We start from the raw sequence: 19,547 nt of genomic DNA on the forward strand, positions 1-19,547 counted from the left end.
GCTGGTCCCGGCCCACACACCAAGCCCGTCAGGGATGTGACAATGTCCGTTAGGGACGCTGTCAGCGCTGCGGCGCGAAGGTAATCAGGCCGCCAAGTATCCTTTCGGCGCGTTCGCGCTGGCCGGTCCACTCGGTCCCGCGGCTCGCCGGCGCAACAGCGGGTCCGGCGAGTTCCGGCGCGACAGTCGCCCCGCTTCCGGTCGGCGACCCCCAGCGGGCCCAGTCGATGCCTGGCCTGCCCGCTACGGGGGCTGGCACAGGAAATGCAGCCGGCGGCAGCGCCGCCGATGCGATCGGGGCCGATGTCGTGGGAGCTCGCGCATAGGGGTTGGTGCCGGTGGACGGCTGGGCGCGGAAAGCCGCGGTGCCTTGGATCGCATTGCTCGACGCAGTGCGGATCGAATAGCTGATCCCGGCGTGCGAGGCGCCCTGCCCCGCAAGGAAACCCTGCAAAAACGTGCCGCGACTGACCCGATTCCCGTCTGCGGTGAAGGTTTCGAGATTTTCCGAGAAGCGCCGCGCGCCCAGCCCGTCGTCGCGGATGGCCATCGACGGCGCGGCAACGCCGCCAGTGCTCGCAAAGCTGTAAGTCTCGCCGTTGAACGCCACGTCGGCGTCGATCCCAGCCATCAGCGTCGCAAAATCAACCGCGAAACTGCCCGTGAAACTGCCCGTTCCCGCCTGCGCATTGGTCTGCGTCGGACTGGTTGTGCCGATCAGCTCGTAATTGACGAGACCGCTGACCGGCGCATCGACGACCGGCGTTCCCCAGATCGAATGCCAAAACTGGCCCGCAAACGGCAGCGCGCGGAAGGATTGGCCGGTCGAGGAGCGGTAATCGACCGACACGTTGCCGTGCCGCGACCAGCCGAGAACTCCGGCGTCGCCATCGCCTTCGACGCTGCTGTTCGTGTTGGTCGTATAAGTGATGCTGTCGCGCGAGCTGGTCGCCTCTTCGAGCCGGCCGCCGGTCACCGTCATCGTCGCGGCCGTCGCGCTGCCGCTGCCGCCGGCGCCGGCGTAGAGGAAATAATTGCCCGGCGCCCCCGCCGCGGCAATGCCGTCGGTCGCGGCGGGGCCGCCTCCGGTCCCACCGGTTCCGCCGTCGCCGCCGGCCCCGGCCGCGGCAAAGGCCACCGCGCCCTGAATACGCTCGGCGGTCTGGAAATTGGGGCTATCGACGGTCTGGTAGGTCATGCCGAGCCGGTCTTCTGACCCCGCGAAGCCGCCGTAGAAGAGGATCACGCAGCCGTTGCTGCGGCACGCGTCGCCAGTGCCCGTCATCGCGCCGTTCATGTTGAAGGTCGGGTTGATCGTGAAGGTGTCGACGAGCGCGCCGCTCGCGCGCCCCTCCGACGCGAAATCATAGCGCACATCGCCGGTCGCCTCGGGCATGACGATCGTGCCGTCGAAGCCGTAACGCAGGCTCGACGGGCTGAAACCGATCGTCAGGTTCGCGTCGAATGTGCCGGGGCCGCCGCGACCCGAAGAAAAGACCGGGCGCGTCGCGGCGAGAATCTCGTAATCGATCGTGCCGCTGACCGGCAGCGGCGTCGCCAGCGGCGCGGTCACCACCCAGGGTACTCCGCCGTTCGGCCCGACATTGACATTGCCGCCGCGGAACCGCGCCGCGCCGTCGACATAGCGGCCGACGACGACCGCTGCGTCGCCGGCCACGTCGACCGCAGTCGCGGTGCCGATCGCGAGGTCGCCGGCGTCGGTCAGCACGCCGTTGGCGTCGAGCTGCGGCGACCCCGAGGCCTGATAGGACACGCCCGCGTTCACTGCATAGGCGCGCGCGCCGGTGGCGCCGCTCGGAAAGCCGCCGGCATATTGGGGGTTTGCGGGATCGGTGCTTGGTCCCGGCAAGCCGGCGAACTGGTCGGGATCGCCGCCGGTTTCCAGATACGCCAGATAGTCGGTCAGGAAGGCGAGCATCGGACCCGAAAGCTCGGCCTCGAGCACCCCGGCACCGGTGAGCAGCGCCAGATAGGTCTCGATCTGCGCCTGGGTCAGCGCGGTATAGTCCGACGGGACCCCGCCGCCGAGCAGGAAGGCGTAATAGGCCTCTACCGCCGCCAGATAATCTGCATAGACCGGCAGCGCGGCATATTCGAGCGGATCGCCGCCGCCGGCGATAAAGGCATAATATTGCACGAAAAAGCCGTTGAGGTTGGTATAGGCCGCAAAGCCGCCGGCGCCGTCGAGCGCGGCGAGATAGGCCGCGATCTGGTCCTGCGTCAGCGCGGTGTATCCCGCCGGCAGGCCGCCGTTCGCCAGATAGGCGTAATAGGCGTTGAGCGCCGCGACATAGTCGGCATAGGCGGGCAGCCCGACGAAATTCGCCGGATTGCCGCCGCCGGCGACGAAGGCATAATATTGGACGAAAAAGGCGTCGAGACCGGCAAAGCGCGCGAAGCCGCCGGCGCCGTCGAGCGCCGCGAGATAGGCGGTGATCTGCGCCGGGGTGAGCGCCGTGTAATCGGCGGGAAGACCGCCGCCGGCGAGGAAGGCGTAATAGGCATTCAACGCCGACACATAATCGGCGTAGACCGGCAGCCCGCTGAAACCATTGGGCGAACCGCCCGCCGCGAGATGCGCGAAATAGGCGTTGAGCAGCCCGGCGTTGGCGCCGAGCAGGCTGTCGAGCTGTCCCGAACTCGCCAGGCTGGCGAGATAGGTTTGCAGCGTCGCCAGCTGTTCGGCGTCATAATCGGCGGGCAGTCCGCCGCCCGCGAGGAAAGCGGCATAGGCGTTGAGCGCCGCGGCAAAGGCGGGGAAGTCGGGTGGGACCGGCAGCCCGGCGAAATTGTCGGGATTGCCGCCCCCGGCGAGGAAGGCGAAATAGCCGCTGTAGAAGTCGGCAAGATCGGCGAGGAACGCATTGCTCGCGCCCGCCGCCTGCAGCGCCGCGAGATAGGTCGCGATCGTCTCCTGCGTCAGCGCGCCATAGGCCGACGGCACCCCGCCCTCGGCCAGATAGGCGTAATAGGCCGACAGCGCCTGCGCATAACCGGCGAAGATGTTGGCGTTGAGTCGCGCAAAGCCGTTGGCATTGCCGCCGCCCTGCACGAAGGCGAGGTAGGCGGCGAAAAATTCGCTGCGCGCGCCGAGGAAGCGGTCGAGCGCGCCCGCCGCCTGCAGTTGCACGATGAACACCTGAAGCTCGGCGACGTCGGCGCCCTGATAGTCCGAGGGCAGATTGCCCGCTTCCAGAAAGGCGAAATAGGCGTCGAGCTCTGCCGCATAGCCGGCAAAGACGTTTGCCGGCAGCCCGGCAAAGGCGTCGGGCGACCCGCCGCCGCGCAGGAAGGCGAGATAATCGGCAAAGAATTGCGCGCGGTCGCCCGTGACGGTGCCGAGCAGCCCGGCATCGGCGAGCGTTTCGAGATAGGCGCGCAGCGTCGCGGCATCGAGCGCTGTGTAGCTGCTTGGCAGCCGGCCGCTGGCGAGGAAGGCGAAATAGGCGTCGAGCTGCGCGCGATATTCGCCCGCGAAGGCGATCCCGCCGTTGCCGAGATAGGCGAGCAGCAACGCGCGATCGGCGGCGGCGAGCTGCCCCGCGAGGCCGCTGGCGGCGAGGAAGCGGATATAGGCGTCGATCGTCGCCGCGCTGGCCTGGCTGAAATCGGCGGGATCGCCGCCGGCGCGGATGAAGGCGAAATAGGCGGCGGTCAGGTCGGTGAACCCGCCCGCGAACCGGTCGGGATCGCCGCCGCCGGCGAGGAAAGCGAGATAGGCATCGGCGAGGACGCGGTCGCTGGCGCCGAGCGCCCCCAGCCGGTCGGTGCGCCCGGCAAAGGCCAGGAAAGCATTGACGTCGGCGACGCTCGCACCCGCAAAGCTCGATGGCGCGGCACCCGAGCGGACGAGGTCGAGATACTGGCCGAGAAAGCCGGCATAGGCGGTCAGGAAATCGGCGCCCGAATTACCTGCGGCAAGATAGTTCAGATAGGTGCGGATGATGTCGGCCTGCGCGCCCGGAAACGGCGTGCCGCCATAGGCGCCCTCCAGCCCCGCCGCACCCGCGACGAGCAGCGCAAGGTCGCCGCTAGGGAAGCTGTCGACCGCGGGATGCGCGACCGCGGCATCGATCCGCCCCGCCGCCGCCAATATGTCGCTCGACGCACCCGCCGCCGCGAGCGCGGCGCCGAGGGTCACCGGCAGGCCATTTTCGGCCGCCGCGACCGGGCCGCCCTCGCCCATGTCGGCGACCTGTGCCGCCTCGGCCGCCGGCGTCGCCTGCACCCCGCTCGAGACGACCTGCTCGGCGCGTTCGCCCGGCGCAAAGGCGAACATCTCGCCCGCCGCGAAGCGCCGCTGCTCGCCGGCCGGGCCGATGCTCGCGGCACCGGTCAGGACATGGCCGCGGCCCTTGCCGTCGGCGCCGACGCTGAAGGTCGCGGCCGCGGCGCGGCCCCCGACCCGTCCCTCGATCCCGCCCGGCATCCGCACGGTCGTGGTCCCGCTGCCGCTCGCGACGGTGACGCTGCCCGCGTAGAGATCGACCGAACCGTCGGCGTTGATGCGATAGTCGGCGGCGTTCAGCACCGACACGATCGCGCCATCGGCCAGCCGGACCTGTTTCAGCCCCTCGACCTGGTTGACCCGCGCGCCGAGTTCGAAGGTCTTTTCGCCCTTGGACGAAAACAGGATGTCGCCCGCCAGCGCGGGCGCGCCCAGCGACAGGCTGGAGGCGGTGACGAGCAGCGCGGTCGCGCGGCGAAGCTGGTGATGGTGGGTCATGGTGCGTCTCTCCCGAAAGCGGTCCGGATCAAAATTCGAAGCGCAGGCCGAGCGAGGCGGTCCAGCGCTGATAGTCATAAAGGGCGATGTTGCTCCAGTTGCGCGACCAGGTGGCGCGCGGCTGGACGAACAACCGGTCGGTCAGCGCAACCTTGACGCCCGCGGTCAGATCGAGCCGCTCGTCGTCGCGCTTGACGAGGAACAGCGCGTCGGCCTGGTCGTAGCGGCGCAGGTCGAACGCCGCGCCGGCGACCAGCGCCACCCGGCTGGCGACGGGAAATTCGCCGCCGATGTTGGCACCGACGAACCAGTTGGATTCGGCGTCGCCCGCGGCGCGCCGCGCCTCTTCCTTGCCGCCCGTCAGTCCCGCCGCAATCGTCCGCGTGACATAGCCGACACCCAGAGAAAAGCGGTCGGCATCGCGGACCGGCGCGCCGTCGTAATCGAGCCGATTCCACTGCGCTGACAGGGTCAGCGCGCGGCCGCCGGCGAGCGGCTTGGTATATTGGCCGATAACGCCATAAGCGGTGCGATAGCCGTCGTGGCCGAGCCAGAATTTCTGCACCTGCCCCGACAGCGACACGACATCCTGGTTCGCAAAGCTGTGCGCATAACCCGCGGTGCCGGTCAGCGCCGCCTGGTCGAAGCGGCGGCTGTCGACATTGTCGCGCCAGTTGCCGAGCACGCTCGCGAACAGCCGGTCCTGCCGCCCGACCGCGGTCACCGCCGACACGCCGCCCTGAATCTCGTAGAATTCGTCGCCCTGCGCCACCGCGCCGGGGCCGAGCGTGCCGGGGCCGAGGAAGCTGAACAGCGGGATGACGATGGTGTTCAGGTCGGTCGCCGCGTTGATATTGTCGTCATAGCCCGCGCGCGCATCGACAAACCCCGACACGTCGGAGCCGCCGCCGGCGATCTGCCGATCGAACTGGCGTACGAAGCCGGTGAAGCGCTGGCGCACCGGATCGGGCAGGCTGGGATCGTCGACGACCGTCGCGAACTCCTGCCGCGCGGTGTCGATATCGCCGGCGAGCGCATAGGCGCGGGCGAGTTCGGCGCGCGCCGGCGCATTGTCGGGCTGCAGTGCGAGCACGCGCTGAAAGGCGATCACCGCCTCGCCATAGCGCCCCGCGTCGAGCGCCGCGATGCCGAGCCGATAGTCGAAATCGGGATCGCCGGCGCGCGTGCCGACCTCGGCCGCCAGAGCGTCATAGGCGGCCTCGGCCGCCGCGGGCGTCGGCGCCTGCGCCGCGGCGCTGGCCCAAGGCGCCAGCACGGCGAGCATCACCGGTGCAGTGCAGATCAAAAATCGTTTCGCCATGGCCCCCATCCGTCGGTCGTTGCGTCGGCCATGGTCTAGGGCTGCGGCCCGGCGCTTGTCCGGTGACGAAGTTCGTACGAATGATGACAAAGGCTGACAGGCGGCGCGAAGCCAGGCGCTAAATGCCCAGCCGGCCGCGATTTTCGGCGTCGAGGTCGGCCAGCGCGCCGCGCGCAATCCGGGCGACCCCGTGACGCCCGACGCAGCCGTTGACCGCGCCCGCCCCCATCGCAAGCAGCGCCGCATGGGTCGCGGCGGCCAGCGGCACATCGGCGGGCGGATCGACCGGCACGACCGCGCCCGCCATGAACAATGCGTCGATCGCGTTGAACAGATCGGCGCTACCGATCCCCTCGATGGCGCCGAGCGGCTGCGGCCCGCCTGCCAGCGCCCGCACGATTGCGCGCGCCGCATCATTGTCGAAGCGGATCGTCCCGGCGCTCGTCCGTGCCTCGAAATGCACTGCGTCCGCCGGCTGTGTCGCCGCCCACCACCCCGCCAGCCGCGCGCGGTCACGCTCCGCTGGCGCGAGGGCGCGCCCGGCGCCTTTCAGAAAAAGATCGGTGCGGAACCAGGTGCCGGTGAGCAGGTCGGCGGCGCATTCGCGCGCCGCGGGGCTGGCGATCGCGGCCAGCGTCTTCCGCCACGCCGCCTTGAAGGCAAAGTCGGGGCGCAGCCGACCGGGCCGCGCCTGTCCGGCGGGCACGAGGCCATATGCCGCGGCGGCATCGAGCACCGCGCCCGACCACAAGGGCGTCCAGTTGGCGTTGAGATATTCGTGCGCGAAATAATCGGCGGGCAGATGGTCGCGCAGCCCGTCGATCCATTCCCAATGCCCGGCGTCGAACAGTCCGGTTTCACGCAGCGCCGCCAGTCCGCCTTCGAACCGCTCGCCCGGCGTGCCGTCGATGCCCGCCGCCAGCGCACGCAGCATCTGCTGAAAGGCCAGGATCGGCGTCCAGCCGGGCAGGCAGTTGTAACCGACCGCCAGCACGCCGCCCGGTTTCAGCAGCTGCGCCGAGAGCGCGAGAACATGGCCGCGATTGGCCTCGCCGACCCACGCCAGCACGCCCTGGCACTGGACATAATCGGCTATCCCCGCCGGCAATGCGGCGCGCGCATCTGCGAAATAATGGCTGGCAAGGTCGATATTGGACAGGCCGACCCGCGCGGCGACCGCGCGGCCGTGCGCGATATGATCGGGGTTGCCGTCGATGCCGATGAAATGGCCTTCGGGATGCGCCGCGGCGTTCAGGATCAGGCCGACGCCGTCGCCGCAACCGATGTCGACCATCGTGAACGGCCTGCGCCGGGCGGGCCCGCGCGGCGACGCGATGCCGGCCTGCGCCAGCATCGCGTCGATGTTCGGCGGCGCGAACGCCGCATGGAAATTGCTGGGGTAGAGCGAGTCGGCGACATAGCCGTCGAGACCGCGATCGACCGCGCATCCTTCGACAGCGGCAGCAACGTCGATCATGCGCCCACCGCAACCCGGACGGACGTCAGAATTTATGATCGCGGCTCGGCGCGGTTGCCTTCAACCCTTCGATCTCGATCTTGAAGTGCGGTTTGGCAACGGTCTCGCCATCGACGCCATCGAACTTGATATAGGCGGCACCGCCCGACGCCTGGTCGAGCGCATCTTCGCTCAGTTCCACGGCACCCGCGTCGGTGATTTTGTCGGTTTTCTTGGTCATGGCATGTCTCCTTGCAGCGCGGCACGCGGGCGCCCGATCGTCGGGCACGCGCGGCCGCGATAGCGCGATCAGAATTTGTAGGTGGTATCGACGATCGGCGCGGTCGCGCCGTCGAACTTGATCTTCGCGGCGTCGAGCTTCAACCCCTTGGCGTCGAGCTTATACGCCTGGTTGAGCCCGATCAAAATGCCGCCCGATGCCGTGTCGAGCGCATCTTCGTTGAGCTCGACCGCACCCGCCGGGGTGACGGAGTCCGTTTTCTTGGTCATCGCAATTCTCCTCTCTGGCTGCGCGGAGCAGCCGGCTGACAATGTGCGGCCCGACTCGGAAGTATCATCTTCCTGACAGCCCGGATCATAGCACAGGTGCGGCGCCGCGCAGTGCGCCCGGTCACAGCCGCGGCGATCCGCTTGCCACAAGAGCCAAAATCGGGTCATGTGGCGCACCAGAACATAAGAATGGGGCGCGGACACCAACGGGGGTTGTACGCGGATGAGCGAGACCATCTATCGCCAGACAGCGCTGGATCGCATGGCGAATCCGGAGCGGCTCGACGCACCGCTGACGCTGGTATCGCGGCCCTCGTGGCTGTTGCTCGGCGCCTTCGCCGTCGCGCTGGCCGCAGCGCTGGTCTGGGCGGTCGTCACCCGCGCCCCGGTGACCGTCGCCGCGAGCGGCATCCTGATCAACCGCGCCGGACTGGCCGAAATCGTCGCCGCGCAGGACGGGCGAATCCAGAGCCTGCTCGTCATTCCCGGCGACGCGGTGCGCATCGGCCAGCCGATCGCGGCGATCGCGCGCACCGAACTGACCCGCGAACTCGCCGACGCGCGCACCGACCTGCGCGATGCAGAGGTACGGCTTGCGCGTCTGCAGGGCTTTTACGGCGAACAGGGCGGGCGCGAGCGCGGCGCCGACCGCGCCCGGCTGGCGACGATCGCCGAAAGCCGCCGCGCGCTGACCAGCCGCGCCGCTTATCTGGAGCAGCGCGCCGCGCGGATGGAAAGGCTGATCGATCGCGGCTTCATCACCCAGGACCAGCTCGTCGATGTCCAGATCGAACTGGCGGCGGTGCGCGAACAATTGTCGACGCTGGGCGAAACGGCGCTGCGCGTCCGCATCGATGCCAACGCGCGTGCCGGCACGAGCGGGCTGGCCTTGCTCGACGAACGGCGCGAGGTCGACGCGCAGCAGCGGCTGATCCGGCGGCTCGAGGCGCGGCTCGGCGACGAAGAGGTGATCCGCGCGACCGTCGCGGGGCGCGTTACCGAGGTTAAGCTGGGCACCGGCGACATCATCGCGCCCGGCACCGCGCTCGCGACGATCGCGCCCAACCAGGGCGGGCTCGTCGCCTTGCTCTATGTCCCCGCCGCCGAGGGCAAGCGCATCGCCGCCGGGATGACCGCCGAAGTCACCCCGACCGCGGTCGAGCGTGCGGTCTATGGCCATATCCGCGGCCGCGTCGCCTCGGTCGCGCCGCTGCCCGCGACGCCCGAGGGGATGCGCCGCGTCCTGCGCAACGACCAGCTGGTGGCTGAGCTTACCGCCGGCGGCGCCCCGGTCGAGGTGCGCGTGCTGCTCCACCGCGACCCCGCCAACCCCAGCGGCTTTGCCTGGTCGGCATCGAAAGGCCCGCCCGGCGCGATCGGCGCGGGGTCGATCGTCGATGGGCGGGTCGTCGTCGCCAACCGGCGCATCATCGGCCTGCTGGTGCCGGGGGCGAGCGAATAGGTGGCACGGCGGCGCACCACGCCGACGGTCCTCCAGCTCGAGGCGGCCGAGTGCGGCGCCGCCTCGCTGGCGATGATCCTCGCCACCTATGGGCTGCATATGGGGCTCGACGAATTGCGCGCCCTGTGCGGCGTCTCGCGCGACGGGTCGAAGGCGTCGAGCCTGCTCCGCGCCGCGCGCGCGCTGGGGATGGAGGCCAAGGGGCTGAAGGCCGAGCCCGAGCATATCGCCGACCTGACGCTGCCGCTGATCGCCTTCGTCAACTTCAACCATTTCCTCGTCGTCGAGCGCATCGACACGCAGCATGTCTGGCTCAACGATCCCGCATCGGGGCGGCGACGCGAGACGATCGCCGAATTTTCCGACGGCTTCACCGGCGTCGTGCTGACCTTTGCGCCCGGCGCCGGCTTCGTCCCCGGCGACAATCGCCCCGGCCTGATCGAATCGCTGCGCAGCCGTTTCGACGGCGTCCGCACCGCGCTGTGGTTCGTCTTCCTGACCGCGCTCGCGCTCGTCGTGCCGGGGGTGGTGCTGCCGGTGTTCAGCCGCATCTTCGTCGATTATGTCCTCGTGCGCGGCCTGTCCGACTGGCTGGCTCCGCTGCTGATCGGCATGGCGCTCACCGCCGCGGTGCGTTTCGTGCTGCTCGAATTGCAGGAGCGCGCGCTGCTCGGCGCGCGCACCGCGATGAGCCTGCGCACCGGCGGGGCGCTGATGCGCAAGCTGCTCACCCTGCCCGTCGCCTTTTTCGACCAGCGCTTCGCGGGCGAGATCGCCGACCGGGTGCGGCTGAACGAAGGGCTCGCGACCCTGCTCACCGGCCAGCTCGCGCAGGCGGCGGTCAATCTGGTCAGCGCGCTGTTCTTCCTCATCGTGCTGCTCTTCTACCATTGGGCGCTGACGCTCGCGGTGCTGGCGCTCGCCTTGCTCAACGCCGCGGTGTTGCTGCTGTCGAACCGGCTGCTGTCTGATCGCTATCGCAAGATTTCGATCGACCGCGGCAAGCTTGCCGGCGCGCGCGTCGCGGGGCTGAAGGACATGGAGACCTTCAAGGCATCGGGGGGCGAAGACATGCTGTTCGCGCGCTGGACCGGGCTCGCGGTCGCGGTCCAGAACGGCCAGCAACAGGTCGCGCGGCTCGCCGCGTGGGTGCAGCCGATGCCAGCGCTGATCGGCGGGCTGATCACCGTGACGATCCTCGTCTGGGGCGGCTTTGCGGTGATGGGCGGGTCGATGACGCTCGGCGAACTCGTCAGCTATCAGACGCTGGCGGCGAGTTTCGTGGCGCCGGTCGCGGCGCTCGCGGGGTTCGGGGCGGAAATGCACCAGATCCGCTCCTACACCGGCCGCCTCGACGATGTGCTCGCCCAGCCTAGCGACCCGCGCTTCGACCGCGCCGACCCCGCCCCCGACGGGCGCGTGCCGCAGGGCGCGGTGCAGGTGCGCGACCTCTGCTTCGGTTACGCGCCGCTCGACCCGCCGCTGATCGACGGGCTCAGCTTCGACCTGCGCCCCGGTGAGCGCATCGCCCTCGTCGGCCCGTCGGGATCGGGCAAGTCGACCGTCGGCAAGCTGCTCGCCGGGCTCGAACAGCCGCGCGGCGGCGCGGTGCTGCTCGACGGCCGGCCGTTGCTCGACTGGCCGCGCGCGCTGCTCGCACACCGCCTCGCCTATGTGCGGCAGGAGGTGATGCTGTTCGAGGGGTCGGTGCGCGACAATCTGACCCTGTGGGACGACAATCTGCCCGAACCCGATCTGATCCGCGCCGCGCGCGACGCGATGATCCACGACGTCATCGCCGCGCGCCCCGGCGGCTACGACGCGCAGATCGCCCAAGGCGGCGGCAATTTTTCGGGCGGCGAGCGCCAGCGCATCGAAATCGCCCGCGCGCTGGCCAGCGATCCCAGCCTGATCATCCTCGACGAAGCGACGAGCGCGCTCGACCCGGTCACCGAACATGGCGTGATGGAGGCGATCCGCCGCCGCGGCATCGGCTGCATCGTCATCGCGCACCGGTTGTCGGCGATCCGCGACTGCGACCGCATCTTCGTCCTCGAACAGGGGTGCGTCGTCGAAGCCGGAGACCATGGCACGCTGATGGCGAGCGGCGGTCATTACGCGCGGCTGGTCGAGGCATGAGCGCGCCGATCGCCCTACCCGCCGGCGCGCTGTTCGCCCTGCCCCACGGCGGCCCCGGCTGGCGCGTGACGCGCGGGCGGATCGAGCTTTATCTGGTCAGCGCCGAGCGGCGCCGCTTCGTCGAACTCGTCGCCGCGGAGGGACAGGTGGCGCCGCTGCCCGCGGGGCCGCGGCACTTTGCGATCGTCGCGCTCGACGATTGCGAACTCGCGCCGCTCCCCGCGGGGACGTTCTCCGACGGCGACCCCGGCGCCGCGCTCGATGCCGCTTTCGCCGCCGACGCCGCGACGCGCGACGCGGCGCTGATCGAACGGCTGGGCGTCGGCGGCCCCGCGGCGGCAGGCGACCACCCGCTGGCGACGGCGCTCGCGGCGCTCGGCGCGGCGGTCGGCCATCCGGTCGAGCCCGAGGTGTTTCGCGGCGCCCGCATGGATTTCCAGCACGCCCCGGCGCTCGCGCGCCTCGCCGGGCTGCGCGCCGGGCGCACGATCCTCGCCCCCGGCTGGTGGCGCGACGACGGCGGTCCGCTGCTCGTCGAGCGGGAGGGCGGCGATGTCGCCGCGGCGCTGTGGCAACGCGGCGGCTATCGCGACGCCGCCGGCGCGGCGCTCGATCCCGGCGCGGTGCGGCCGCTGTGCTGGCGCATCTACGCGCCGCTGGCCGGCGACGTGTCGACCTTTCGCGGCATGGCGGCCAGCGTCGCCGGCGGCATCAAGCGCGAACTGCCGCTGATCGCCGGCGCCGGGCTCGGCGCCGCGCTGCTCGGGCTGATCGTCCCGCTGGCGAGCGCGTGGATCTTCGACGAGATTGTCCCCGGCGGCGCCGGCGGCCTGCTGATCGGCATCGGCATCGCCCTCGCCCTCGCCGCGATCGTCGGCACCGCCTTCACGGTGGTCCGCACGCACGCCGTATCCCGAGTAACCGGCCGCGGACAGGTCGCGATGGCGGCGGGGATCACCGACCGCGTGCTGCGCCTGCCGGCGCGTTTTTTCAAGACGCTGTCGCCCGGCGATTTCAACCAGCGGATCGAGGCGCTCGAAAGCATCCGCGGGCTGGTGACTTCGATCCTGCTCAGCGCCGGTCTGACCGCCTTTTTCTCGCTCTTCTACCTCATACTGCTCTTTGCCTACGAACCGCGGATGGCGCTCGCGGGGCTGGGAGTCACCCTCGTCTATGTCGCTGCGGTCGCGATCAGCCGCGTCGCACAGGCGGCACCGCTGCGCGAGGCGGCGGAACTCGACGGCAAGCTTGCGGGACTCACCTTCGAGATATTGGAGGGGCTGCCCAAATTGCGCTCGGCCGCCGCCGAGGAGCGGATGCTCGCGCGGTGGCGCCGCGCCTATGCGCTCGAACGCGCCGCCGACCTGCGCGGCCAGCGGATCGGCGTCCATTTCGGCGCCTTTGCCGATGCGTGGGGAATCATCAGCTTGCTGGCGCTGTTCGCGACCGCCGCCCTGCTCGCGGCGGAGGCGGTGCCGCCGGGACAGTTCATCGGCTTCCTCGCCGCCTTCGCGATCTTCCAGGGCAGTTTTTCGGGGCTCTGCGACGCGCTGCTCGCCATCTACACCGCGCGCCCGCTCGCCGAACGGGCGCGCCCGATCCTGACCGCCGAGGTCGAGGCGGCGGGCGGCCGTGCCGACCCCGGCCGGCTGACCGGCGACATCCAGGTGTCGGGGCTGAGCTTCGGGTACGACAATGCGATGGCGCCGCTGCTCACCGACCTGTCGCTGCGCGTCGCACCGGGCGAGCATGTCGCGATCGTCGGCGGCTCCGGATCGGGCAAATCGACCGTGCTGCGGCTGCTGCTGGGGTTCGAGGCGCCGGCTACCGGCTCGATCGCCTATGACGGGCAGGAGCTCGCCAGCCTCGACCCGGCGCGGCTGCGCAGCCAGATCGGGGTGGTGATGCAGTCGAGCCAGCTGTTCGCGGGCACGATTCTGGAAAATATCCGCGGCGCGAGCGATGCCGGGCTGGAACAATGCCAGGCGGCGGCCGGGGCGGCGGGGCTGGCCGACGACCTCGACCTGATGCCGATGGGGCTGCACACGATGGTCACCGAGGGCGCCGGGACGCTGTCGGGCGGCCAGCGTCAGCGCATCCTGATCGCGCGCGCGCTTGCCGGCCGGCCGCGCATCCTGTTCTTCGACGAGGCCACGAGCGCGCTGGACAATACGACGCAGGCGGTGGTCGCGGCGACGCTCGACGCGCTCGACGCAAGCCGCATCACCATCGCCCACCGCCTGTCGACGGTTCGCAACGCCGACCGCATCTGCGTGCTCGAACGCGGCCGCTTCGTCGAAAGCGGCGACTTTTCCACCCTCATGGCCCGGGACGGCGCCTTCGCCGCGCTCGCCCGCCGGCAGCTTCTGGAGGACTGACATGCGCAAGGCGCTCTATATCCTGGGCGATCTGGAGGACGCCGACATCGTCTGGCTGGCGCGCCACGGCAGCGTCCGGGCGCTGTCGCCCGGCGACGTGCTGATCCACGCAGGCAAGGCGGTCGGCGAGCTGTTCTTCGTCACCGACGGGACATTGGCGGTGACCAGCCCCGGCGGCGCCCCGATCGCCGAACTGGCGCTCGGCGACGTCGTCGGCGAAATGTCCTTCGTCGAAAAGTCGCTGCCGTCGGCGACGGTCACGGCGCGCGATGCGGCGCGGGTGCTTGCCATTCCGCGCGCCGCGATCCTCGCCGCCTTTGCCGAAGACAGCGGCTTTGCGGCGCGCTTTTACCGCGCGCTCGCGGTGTTCCTGTCGGATCGCCTGCGCAGCCTGTCGGCGCCGGGCAGGACCGAAGCCGAACTCGACGAAGGGCTGCTCGACACGATCAGCGAAGCGGGCGATCGCTTCGTGCGCCTGATCGCGCTGCTCGAAGGACGCGAGCGGTAACCGGCCCGAACCGCCACGCACTCGGTTCACCTTAAATTTCTTCGCCGCCGCCCGTTACATGTCGCATGACCACAAAAGCGACATCCGCACATGAGCCGGTCGGGCGGCTCCTGCACTGGCTGGGGCTTCACCGCTCCGAAGGCGAAGCGTCCCGGCGCGGCGCACCACCGCCGGGCCCGGACGAATCGCGCGACCTCGCGCGGGGCGCGCGGCGCGAGCTGGCTGAGACGATCTCCTATTTCCTGATCGACAACGGCCTCGACGTGTCGCCGGCCAACCTGCTGCTCGCGCACAGCGCCTTTTCGGGATCGAACCCGCAGCTGGCGCGGCAGATTGCGGCGCGGGCGAAATCGGCCGACGGCATCACCCAGCAGTGGCTCGACGAACTCGCCGAACAGGATGCCGCTCGCCCCGAACAGGCCGACCTCGAGCGGCTGATGGCGCGGCTCGAATCGAACGTCGATGCCTTTCAGGCGCACACCAAGGCGGCGCGCGGGGTGACGCGCGACTATGGCACCGAGCTTGAACAGCATGTCATCGACCTGGAGCAGGTGCAAAAGACCGGCCAGCTCGTCACCAACCTCGCCGGGCTCGCCAAGGCGATGCTCGAACGCACGCGCAAGGCCGAAGACGACATGCGCCGCAGCGAGGACGAAGCCAGGGCGCTGCGCCGCAGCCTTGCACGTGCCACCCGCGAGGCCGAGATCGACTATCTGACCGGTCTGCCCAATCGCCGCGCCTTCGAGGCGCTGCTCGAACATCATTACACCGAGGCGCGTGCCGCCTGCGAACCGCTGAGCGTCGCCTTTTGCGACATCGACGAGTTCAAGCGCGTCAACGATACCCACGGCCACGAAGCCGGTGACCGCGTGATCAAGCTGATCGCCGACACGCTCGCTCATATCTCCGACGATCACTGCCACGTCGCGCGCCACGGCGGCGAGGAGTTCGTGATGCTGTTTCGCGGCCTACCGCCAAGCGAAGCCGCAGCGCGGCTCGACGAAGCCCGCGAGGCGCTGGCGAACCGGCGGCTGATCAACCGCAAGACCGATCAGCCGTTCGGCCAGATCACCTTTTCGGGCGGGGTCGCCGACCTGTTCGGCTACGGCGACTCGCGCGGCGCGCTGAAGGCCGCCGACGAAGCGCTGTATCGCGCCAAGGAAGCCGGCCGCAATCGCATCGAACTGGCCTGAGGCGCGGTCAGCCGGCGGCGGGGCGCCGGGCATAGACGCCAAAGGCCGCGATCACGCCATAGCAGAGCGCCGGGAGCAGCAACGCGGTCGCAAGGCTGCCCGTCAGATCGGCGATGGCGCCGGTCGCCAGCGGCACGACCGCGCCGCCGAAGATCGCGACATTGATGATCCCCGACCCGTCGGCCGCCCGGCTGCCCAGTCGCTCGGACGCGAGGCTGAAGATCGTCGGGAACATGATCGAGTTCATCAACCCGATCGCGAGCAGGCTGTACCCCGAAACGACCCCTGTGGTGTTGGTCGAAATCAGGATCAGGGTGATCGCGCCGAGCGCGACGAAGGCGAGCAGCTTGCCGGGGCTGACAACGCGCATCAGGCCCGAACCGATAAACCGCCCGATCATCGCCCCGCCCCAGTACAGGCCGATCAGTTTGCCCGCCGCCTGTTCGGGCAGCGCCATTACCCCCGGCTGCATCAGATAATTGACGACCAGCGAGCCGATCGACACTTCGGCGCCGACATACAGGAAGATGCACAGCGCGCCAAAGCCGAAGCGCGGCCGTTTGAGCAGGTCGAAGCCGGCCAGCCCGGCGCTTGCCTCGTGCCGTTCGCCGCGCAGCCGGTTGCGGAACATCCAGACCACCGCCGCGACGACGGCCAGCGCCGCCGCAATGCCCAGATAACCGTGCACGATTGCCTGGCTTTCGGCGGTGCGATAGGCATCGAGTTCGGCGCCCGACAATTGGTCTGCGCTCATCGTGGCGAGGCTGCCGAGAATCAGCGTCGCGCCGACGATCGGGAAAATGGTGGTGCCGAGCGAATTGAATGCCTGCGCGAAGGTCAGCCGGCTGTGCGCGGTTTCGGGCTTGCCGAGTAGCGAGATGAGCGGATTGGCGACGACCTGGACGATCACCACGCCGCTTGCGAGCACGAACAGCGCGAGCAGGAACAGGCCATACACCGCCTGCTGTGACGCGGGAATGAAGAGCAGGCAGCCGACGAGCATCGTCAGCAGGCCGGCCACCGCGCCGCGCATATAACCGATCTTCTTGACCAGTTTCGCGCCCGGAATGCCGATCACCAGATAGGCGGTGAAGAAGCAGAACTGGATTAGCATGGCCTGCGTGTAGTTGAGCGTGAACAGCTCTTTCAGTTTCGGGATCAACACGTCGTTGAGACTGGTGATGCCGCCGAAAATGAAGAACAGGCCCATCACGAACAGGCGCAGTTCGGGCGCATCGACGTGCGTCCCCTGCCCCGTGCCGGCGACGGCGTCCGTGCTCGAAGTCACGTCTGGCGCTAGTGCCATCTCAACTCTCCCCGACCTTATTTTGCTTGGGCGAACCCTTTTGCGGGTGTTGTCATTTTATCGCCGGCGGGCAAGGCAAATTCGTGCCGACCGCTTCGACATTCGTATTCAGCAGCGTGGCGGCAAAGCCGTTGTCGGCGGTGATCGTCGCGGCATAATCGACGCGGCGCAGATCGGCCCCGGCATCGGCGAAACAGCGCAGCGGCACCTTGATCGTCGACACCTGTCCGGCCGGCGCCGCTTTCACCAGCGCCGTAATGTCGAACGCCTTGCCGCCAAGCGCGAGCTGCACCGGCCGCGCGCCGACCGCGTCGATCCGCCATTCGATGCGCAGCGCAAAGCTGTTGTTGAGCTGGCGCGACAGGTCGGCATAGGGGCCCGAGAGGCTGAGCGAGGCCGGGCCGGTCCAGACGAACGCCTTGCCGTCCTCCTGCGCGCGCACGTCGACCGAGCGCGCGGCCAGCATCCCGCCCGGGCTCGACACCGGCGGCGATTCGACCGGACGCGCACCGCCGGCATCGGTGATCGACAGCGCCCATGGCGCGCGGGCGCGACCGCCGGAGAAATAATTTTCGACGTTCAGCGCTTCGGCGATGTCGACGCCCAGCGTCTCCGACAGCGGCGGCGCGGTACGGCTCTCGCCATATTTCAGCCCGTAGCCGACCGCGAACAACGGCTTTTCGACCGGCGAGCGCGCGTCGGCGGGCCAGGCGAAGGGCAAGGTGCCGGTGAAGCCGCGCGCGGGCTTGCCGTCCTTGCCCGCCACGAGGACATCGGCGACGCCGGCGCCCTGCGACCCCGGCAGCCAGCCGGCGACGAACGCATCGGCGGCGTTGATTTCGGGGCTGGTGAACATCGGCCGCCCCGACAGGAACAGCGCCACCACCGGAATACCGGCGGCTTTCAGTTTCTTCAGCGTCGCCAGGTCGGTCGCCTCCGACGGCTGGTAGTCGAGGGTCGGGACGTCGCCCTGAAACTCGGCATAGGGAGGCTCGCCGAACACGACGATCGCGACGTCGGGCTTGTCGGCAAAGCTGCCATCGGCCGACAGCGTCGCGGTGCCGCCGGCGTCGCGGCTGGCTTTGTCGAGCGCTTCCCAGATCGTCTGGCCGTTGGGAAAATCGGACCGCACGACATCGGTGCCCTGCCAGCTGATCGTCCAGCCGCCCGACTGCATCGCCATATTGTCGGCGCCCGGCCCGGCGACGAGCAGCTTGGCGCCCGGCTTGATCGGCAATACGCTGCCATTGTTCTTGAGCAACACCAGCGACTTGGCGACCGCTTCGCGCGCGACGGCGAGATGTTCGGGCGCGCCGACCGCGGCGAAGTTCCGCCGCCCGCCGCGACCTTCGTCGAACAGGCCGAGCTTGTATTTCACCCGCAGGATGCGGCGCACCGCATCGTCGAGCCGCGCCGCCGGGATCGTACCGTCGCGCGCCTGTTTGACAGTCGTTTCGTACAATCCCTTCCAGCTGTCGGGCGCCATGAACATGTCGAGGCCGGCGTTGATCGACTGGGCGCAGTCGGTGACGCTGCACCCCGGAATCTGGCCATGGCCGTTCCAGTCGCCGACGACGAAGCCGGCGAAGCCCATGCGGTCCTTGAGCACGTCGGTCAGCAGCCCCTTGTTGCCGTGGTGCTTGATACCCTGCCAGCTGGAAAAGCTTGCCATGACGGTCAGCGCCCCGGCGTCGATCGCCGGGGGGTAGCCCATTGCGTGCCGGGCGATCAGCTCCGCCTCGTCGATCTTGGCGTCGCCCTGGTCCTTGCCCTCGAACGTCCCGCCGTCGGCGAGGAAATGCTTGGCGGTCGCCGCGACATGCGCCGGGGCGAGCGTCTTGCCCGCGACAAGATCGCCCTGCAGCCCGATCACCATCGCGCGGGCATAGTCGGCGACCAGTTTGGGGTCGGCGGCATAGCCTTCGTAGCTCCGCCCCCAGCGCAGATCCTGCGGCACCGCGAGGGTCGGGGCGAAGGTCCATTCGATGCCGCTGCCGGCGATTTCGGCGGCGGTCACCGCGCCGATGCGCTGGACCAGTTCGGGGTCGCGCGCCGCGCCGAGGCCGATATTGTGCGGGAACAGCGTCGCGCCGGGAATATTGTTGTGGCCATGGACCGCATCGACCCCGAAAATGATCGGGACCGCGACGCCGTTCGCCTGCGGACGCAGCGACACCGCGCGAAAGTCATCGACCAGCGTCGCCCAGTCGGCGGCGGTCGAGCGTTCGTTGCCGTTGGGGCCGCTGTTGCCGCCGGCCAGGATCGAACCGAGCGGATAGGTGGCCAGATCCTGCGGCGTGATCGTGCTTATATCGGCCTGAATCAGCTGACCGACCTTTTGTTCGACGGTCATCCGCGCCAACATGGCGTCGATGCGCGTCTCGGTCGCGGGGTCGGAGATGGTGACGGGGCTTTTGGCGGTCGGCCACAGCTCGGGATGGACGGCTGCGCTGTTTGCGCCTTCGGTTTGCGCGGCGGGGGCAGCGGTGCCCGCGAGCAGCAGTGCGGTGGCCATGGCGATTGCCTG

12 protein-coding genes are annotated in these 19,547 nt (G+C 69.4%); 5 read left to right on the forward strand and 7 right to left on the reverse strand.

The features are described from left to right. Positions 1-61: 61 nt before the first annotated feature. The 5 genes from HEQ22_RS09010 to HEQ22_RS09030 form a co-directional block, all read right to left on the reverse strand. Complete coding sequence (locus HEQ22_RS09010; protein WP_432767571.1) at positions 62-4,747, reverse strand: hypothetical protein; 4,686 nt, start codon at positions 4,745-4,747, stop codon at positions 62-64. Between the two features lie 28 nt (positions 4,748-4,775). Next, positions 4,776-6,068, reverse strand: coding sequence for a tetratricopeptide repeat protein (locus HEQ22_RS09015; RefSeq protein WP_432767572.1), 1,293 nt, complete (start codon positions 6,066-6,068; stop codon positions 4,776-4,778). A 118-nt stretch (positions 6,069-6,186) separates the two neighbouring features. Beyond that, positions 6,187-7,545: a methyltransferase regulatory domain-containing protein gene (locus HEQ22_RS09020; protein WP_432767573.1), complete on the reverse strand. Its 1,359-nt coding sequence runs from the start codon at positions 7,543-7,545 to the stop codon at positions 6,187-6,189. A 25-nt stretch (positions 7,546-7,570) separates the two neighbouring features. Continuing rightward, positions 7,571-7,765, reverse strand: coding sequence for a hypothetical protein (locus HEQ22_RS09025; protein WP_432767574.1), 195 nt, complete (start codon positions 7,763-7,765; stop codon positions 7,571-7,573). Positions 7,766-7,833: 68 nt separating this feature from the next. After that, positions 7,834-8,034, reverse strand: a complete 201-nt coding sequence (locus tag HEQ22_RS09030; RefSeq protein ID WP_432767575.1) for a hypothetical protein — start codon at positions 8,032-8,034, stop codon at positions 7,834-7,836. Positions 8,035-8,257: 223 nt separating this feature from the next. On the opposite strand from HEQ22_RS09030, the gene HEQ22_RS09035 reads away from it, so the two are divergent. The 5 genes from HEQ22_RS09035 (at position 8,258) to HEQ22_RS09055 (ending at position 15,714) form a co-directional block, all read left to right on the forward strand. Then, the gene (locus HEQ22_RS09035) at positions 8,258-9,496 is read left to right on the forward strand and encodes an NHLP bacteriocin system secretion protein (RefSeq protein ID WP_432767576.1); all 1,239 of its coding nucleotides are present in this window, start codon (positions 8,258-8,260) and stop codon (positions 9,494-9,496) included. After that, positions 9,497-11,635, forward strand: coding sequence for an NHLP family bacteriocin export ABC transporter peptidase/permease/ATPase subunit (locus tag HEQ22_RS09040; RefSeq protein WP_432767577.1), 2,139 nt, complete (start codon positions 9,497-9,499; stop codon positions 11,633-11,635). Next, positions 11,632-14,013, forward strand: coding sequence for an ATP-binding cassette domain-containing protein (locus tag HEQ22_RS09045; RefSeq protein ID WP_432767578.1), 2,382 nt, complete (start codon positions 11,632-11,634; stop codon positions 14,011-14,013). Before HEQ22_RS09040 ends, HEQ22_RS09045 begins: the two co-directional genes overlap by 4 nt. Before the next feature lies 1 nt (position 14,014). Beyond that, positions 14,015-14,521: a cyclic nucleotide-binding domain-containing protein gene (locus HEQ22_RS09050; protein WP_432767579.1), complete on the forward strand. Its 507-nt coding sequence runs from the start codon at positions 14,015-14,017 to the stop codon at positions 14,519-14,521. Between the two features lie 65 nt (positions 14,522-14,586). Next, the gene (locus tag HEQ22_RS09055; protein ID WP_432767580.1) at positions 14,587-15,714 is read left to right on the forward strand and encodes a diguanylate cyclase; all 1,128 of its coding nucleotides are present in this window, start codon (positions 14,587-14,589) and stop codon (positions 15,712-15,714) included. Between the two features lie 7 nt (positions 15,715-15,721). On the opposite strand, the gene HEQ22_RS09060 is transcribed toward HEQ22_RS09055, so the two are convergent. Then, the gene (locus HEQ22_RS09060; protein ID WP_432767581.1) at positions 15,722-17,020 is read right to left on the reverse strand and encodes a sugar MFS transporter; all 1,299 of its coding nucleotides are present in this window, start codon (positions 17,018-17,020) and stop codon (positions 15,722-15,724) included. 52 nt (positions 17,021-17,072) lie between these two features. After that, positions 17,073-19,535: a glycoside hydrolase family 3 N-terminal domain-containing protein gene (locus HEQ22_RS09065; RefSeq protein WP_432767582.1), complete on the reverse strand. Its 2,463-nt coding sequence runs from the start codon at positions 19,533-19,535 to the stop codon at positions 17,073-17,075. Between the last annotated feature and the right edge of the window lie 12 nt (positions 19,536-19,547).

It is taken from the genome of Sphingopyxis sp. (assembly GCF_050916055.1).
Taxonomy (GTDB): domain Bacteria; phylum Pseudomonadota; class Alphaproteobacteria; order Sphingomonadales; family Sphingomonadaceae; genus Sphingopyxis.

Excerpts from the sequence above, each read along its gene's own strand:
- HEQ22_RS09010 (WP_432767571.1), bottom strand. The coding sequence starts at position 4,747 with ATGACCCACCATCACCAGCTTCGCCGCGCGACCGCGCTGCTCGTCACC.
- HEQ22_RS09015 (WP_432767572.1), bottom strand. The coding sequence starts at position 6,068 with ATGGCGAAACGATTTTTGATCTGCACTGCACCGGTGATGCTCGCCGTG.
- HEQ22_RS09020 (WP_432767573.1), bottom strand. The coding sequence starts at position 7,545 with ATGATCGACGTTGCTGCCGCTGTCGAAGGATGCGCGGTCGATCGCGGT.
- HEQ22_RS09025 (WP_432767574.1), bottom strand. The coding sequence starts at position 7,765 with ATGACCAAGAAAACCGACAAAATCACCGACGCGGGTGCCGTGGAACTG.
- HEQ22_RS09030 (WP_432767575.1), bottom strand. The coding sequence starts at position 8,034 with ATGACCAAGAAAACGGACTCCGTCACCCCGGCGGGTGCGGTCGAGCTC.
- HEQ22_RS09035 (WP_432767576.1), top strand. The coding sequence starts at position 8,258 with ATGAGCGAGACCATCTATCGCCAGACAGCGCTGGATCGCATGGCGAAT.
- HEQ22_RS09045 (WP_432767578.1), top strand. The coding sequence starts at position 11,632 with ATGAGCGCGCCGATCGCCCTACCCGCCGGCGCGCTGTTCGCCCTGCCC.
- HEQ22_RS09050 (WP_432767579.1), top strand. The coding sequence starts at position 14,015 with ATGCGCAAGGCGCTCTATATCCTGGGCGATCTGGAGGACGCCGACATC.
- HEQ22_RS09055 (WP_432767580.1), top strand. The coding sequence starts at position 14,587 with ATGACCACAAAAGCGACATCCGCACATGAGCCGGTCGGGCGGCTCCTG.
- HEQ22_RS09060 (WP_432767581.1), bottom strand. The coding sequence starts at position 17,020 with ATGGCACTAGCGCCAGACGTGACTTCGAGCACGGACGCCGTCGCCGGC.
- HEQ22_RS09065 (WP_432767582.1), bottom strand. The coding sequence starts at position 19,535 with ATGGCCACCGCACTGCTGCTCGCGGGCACCGCTGCCCCCGCCGCGCAA.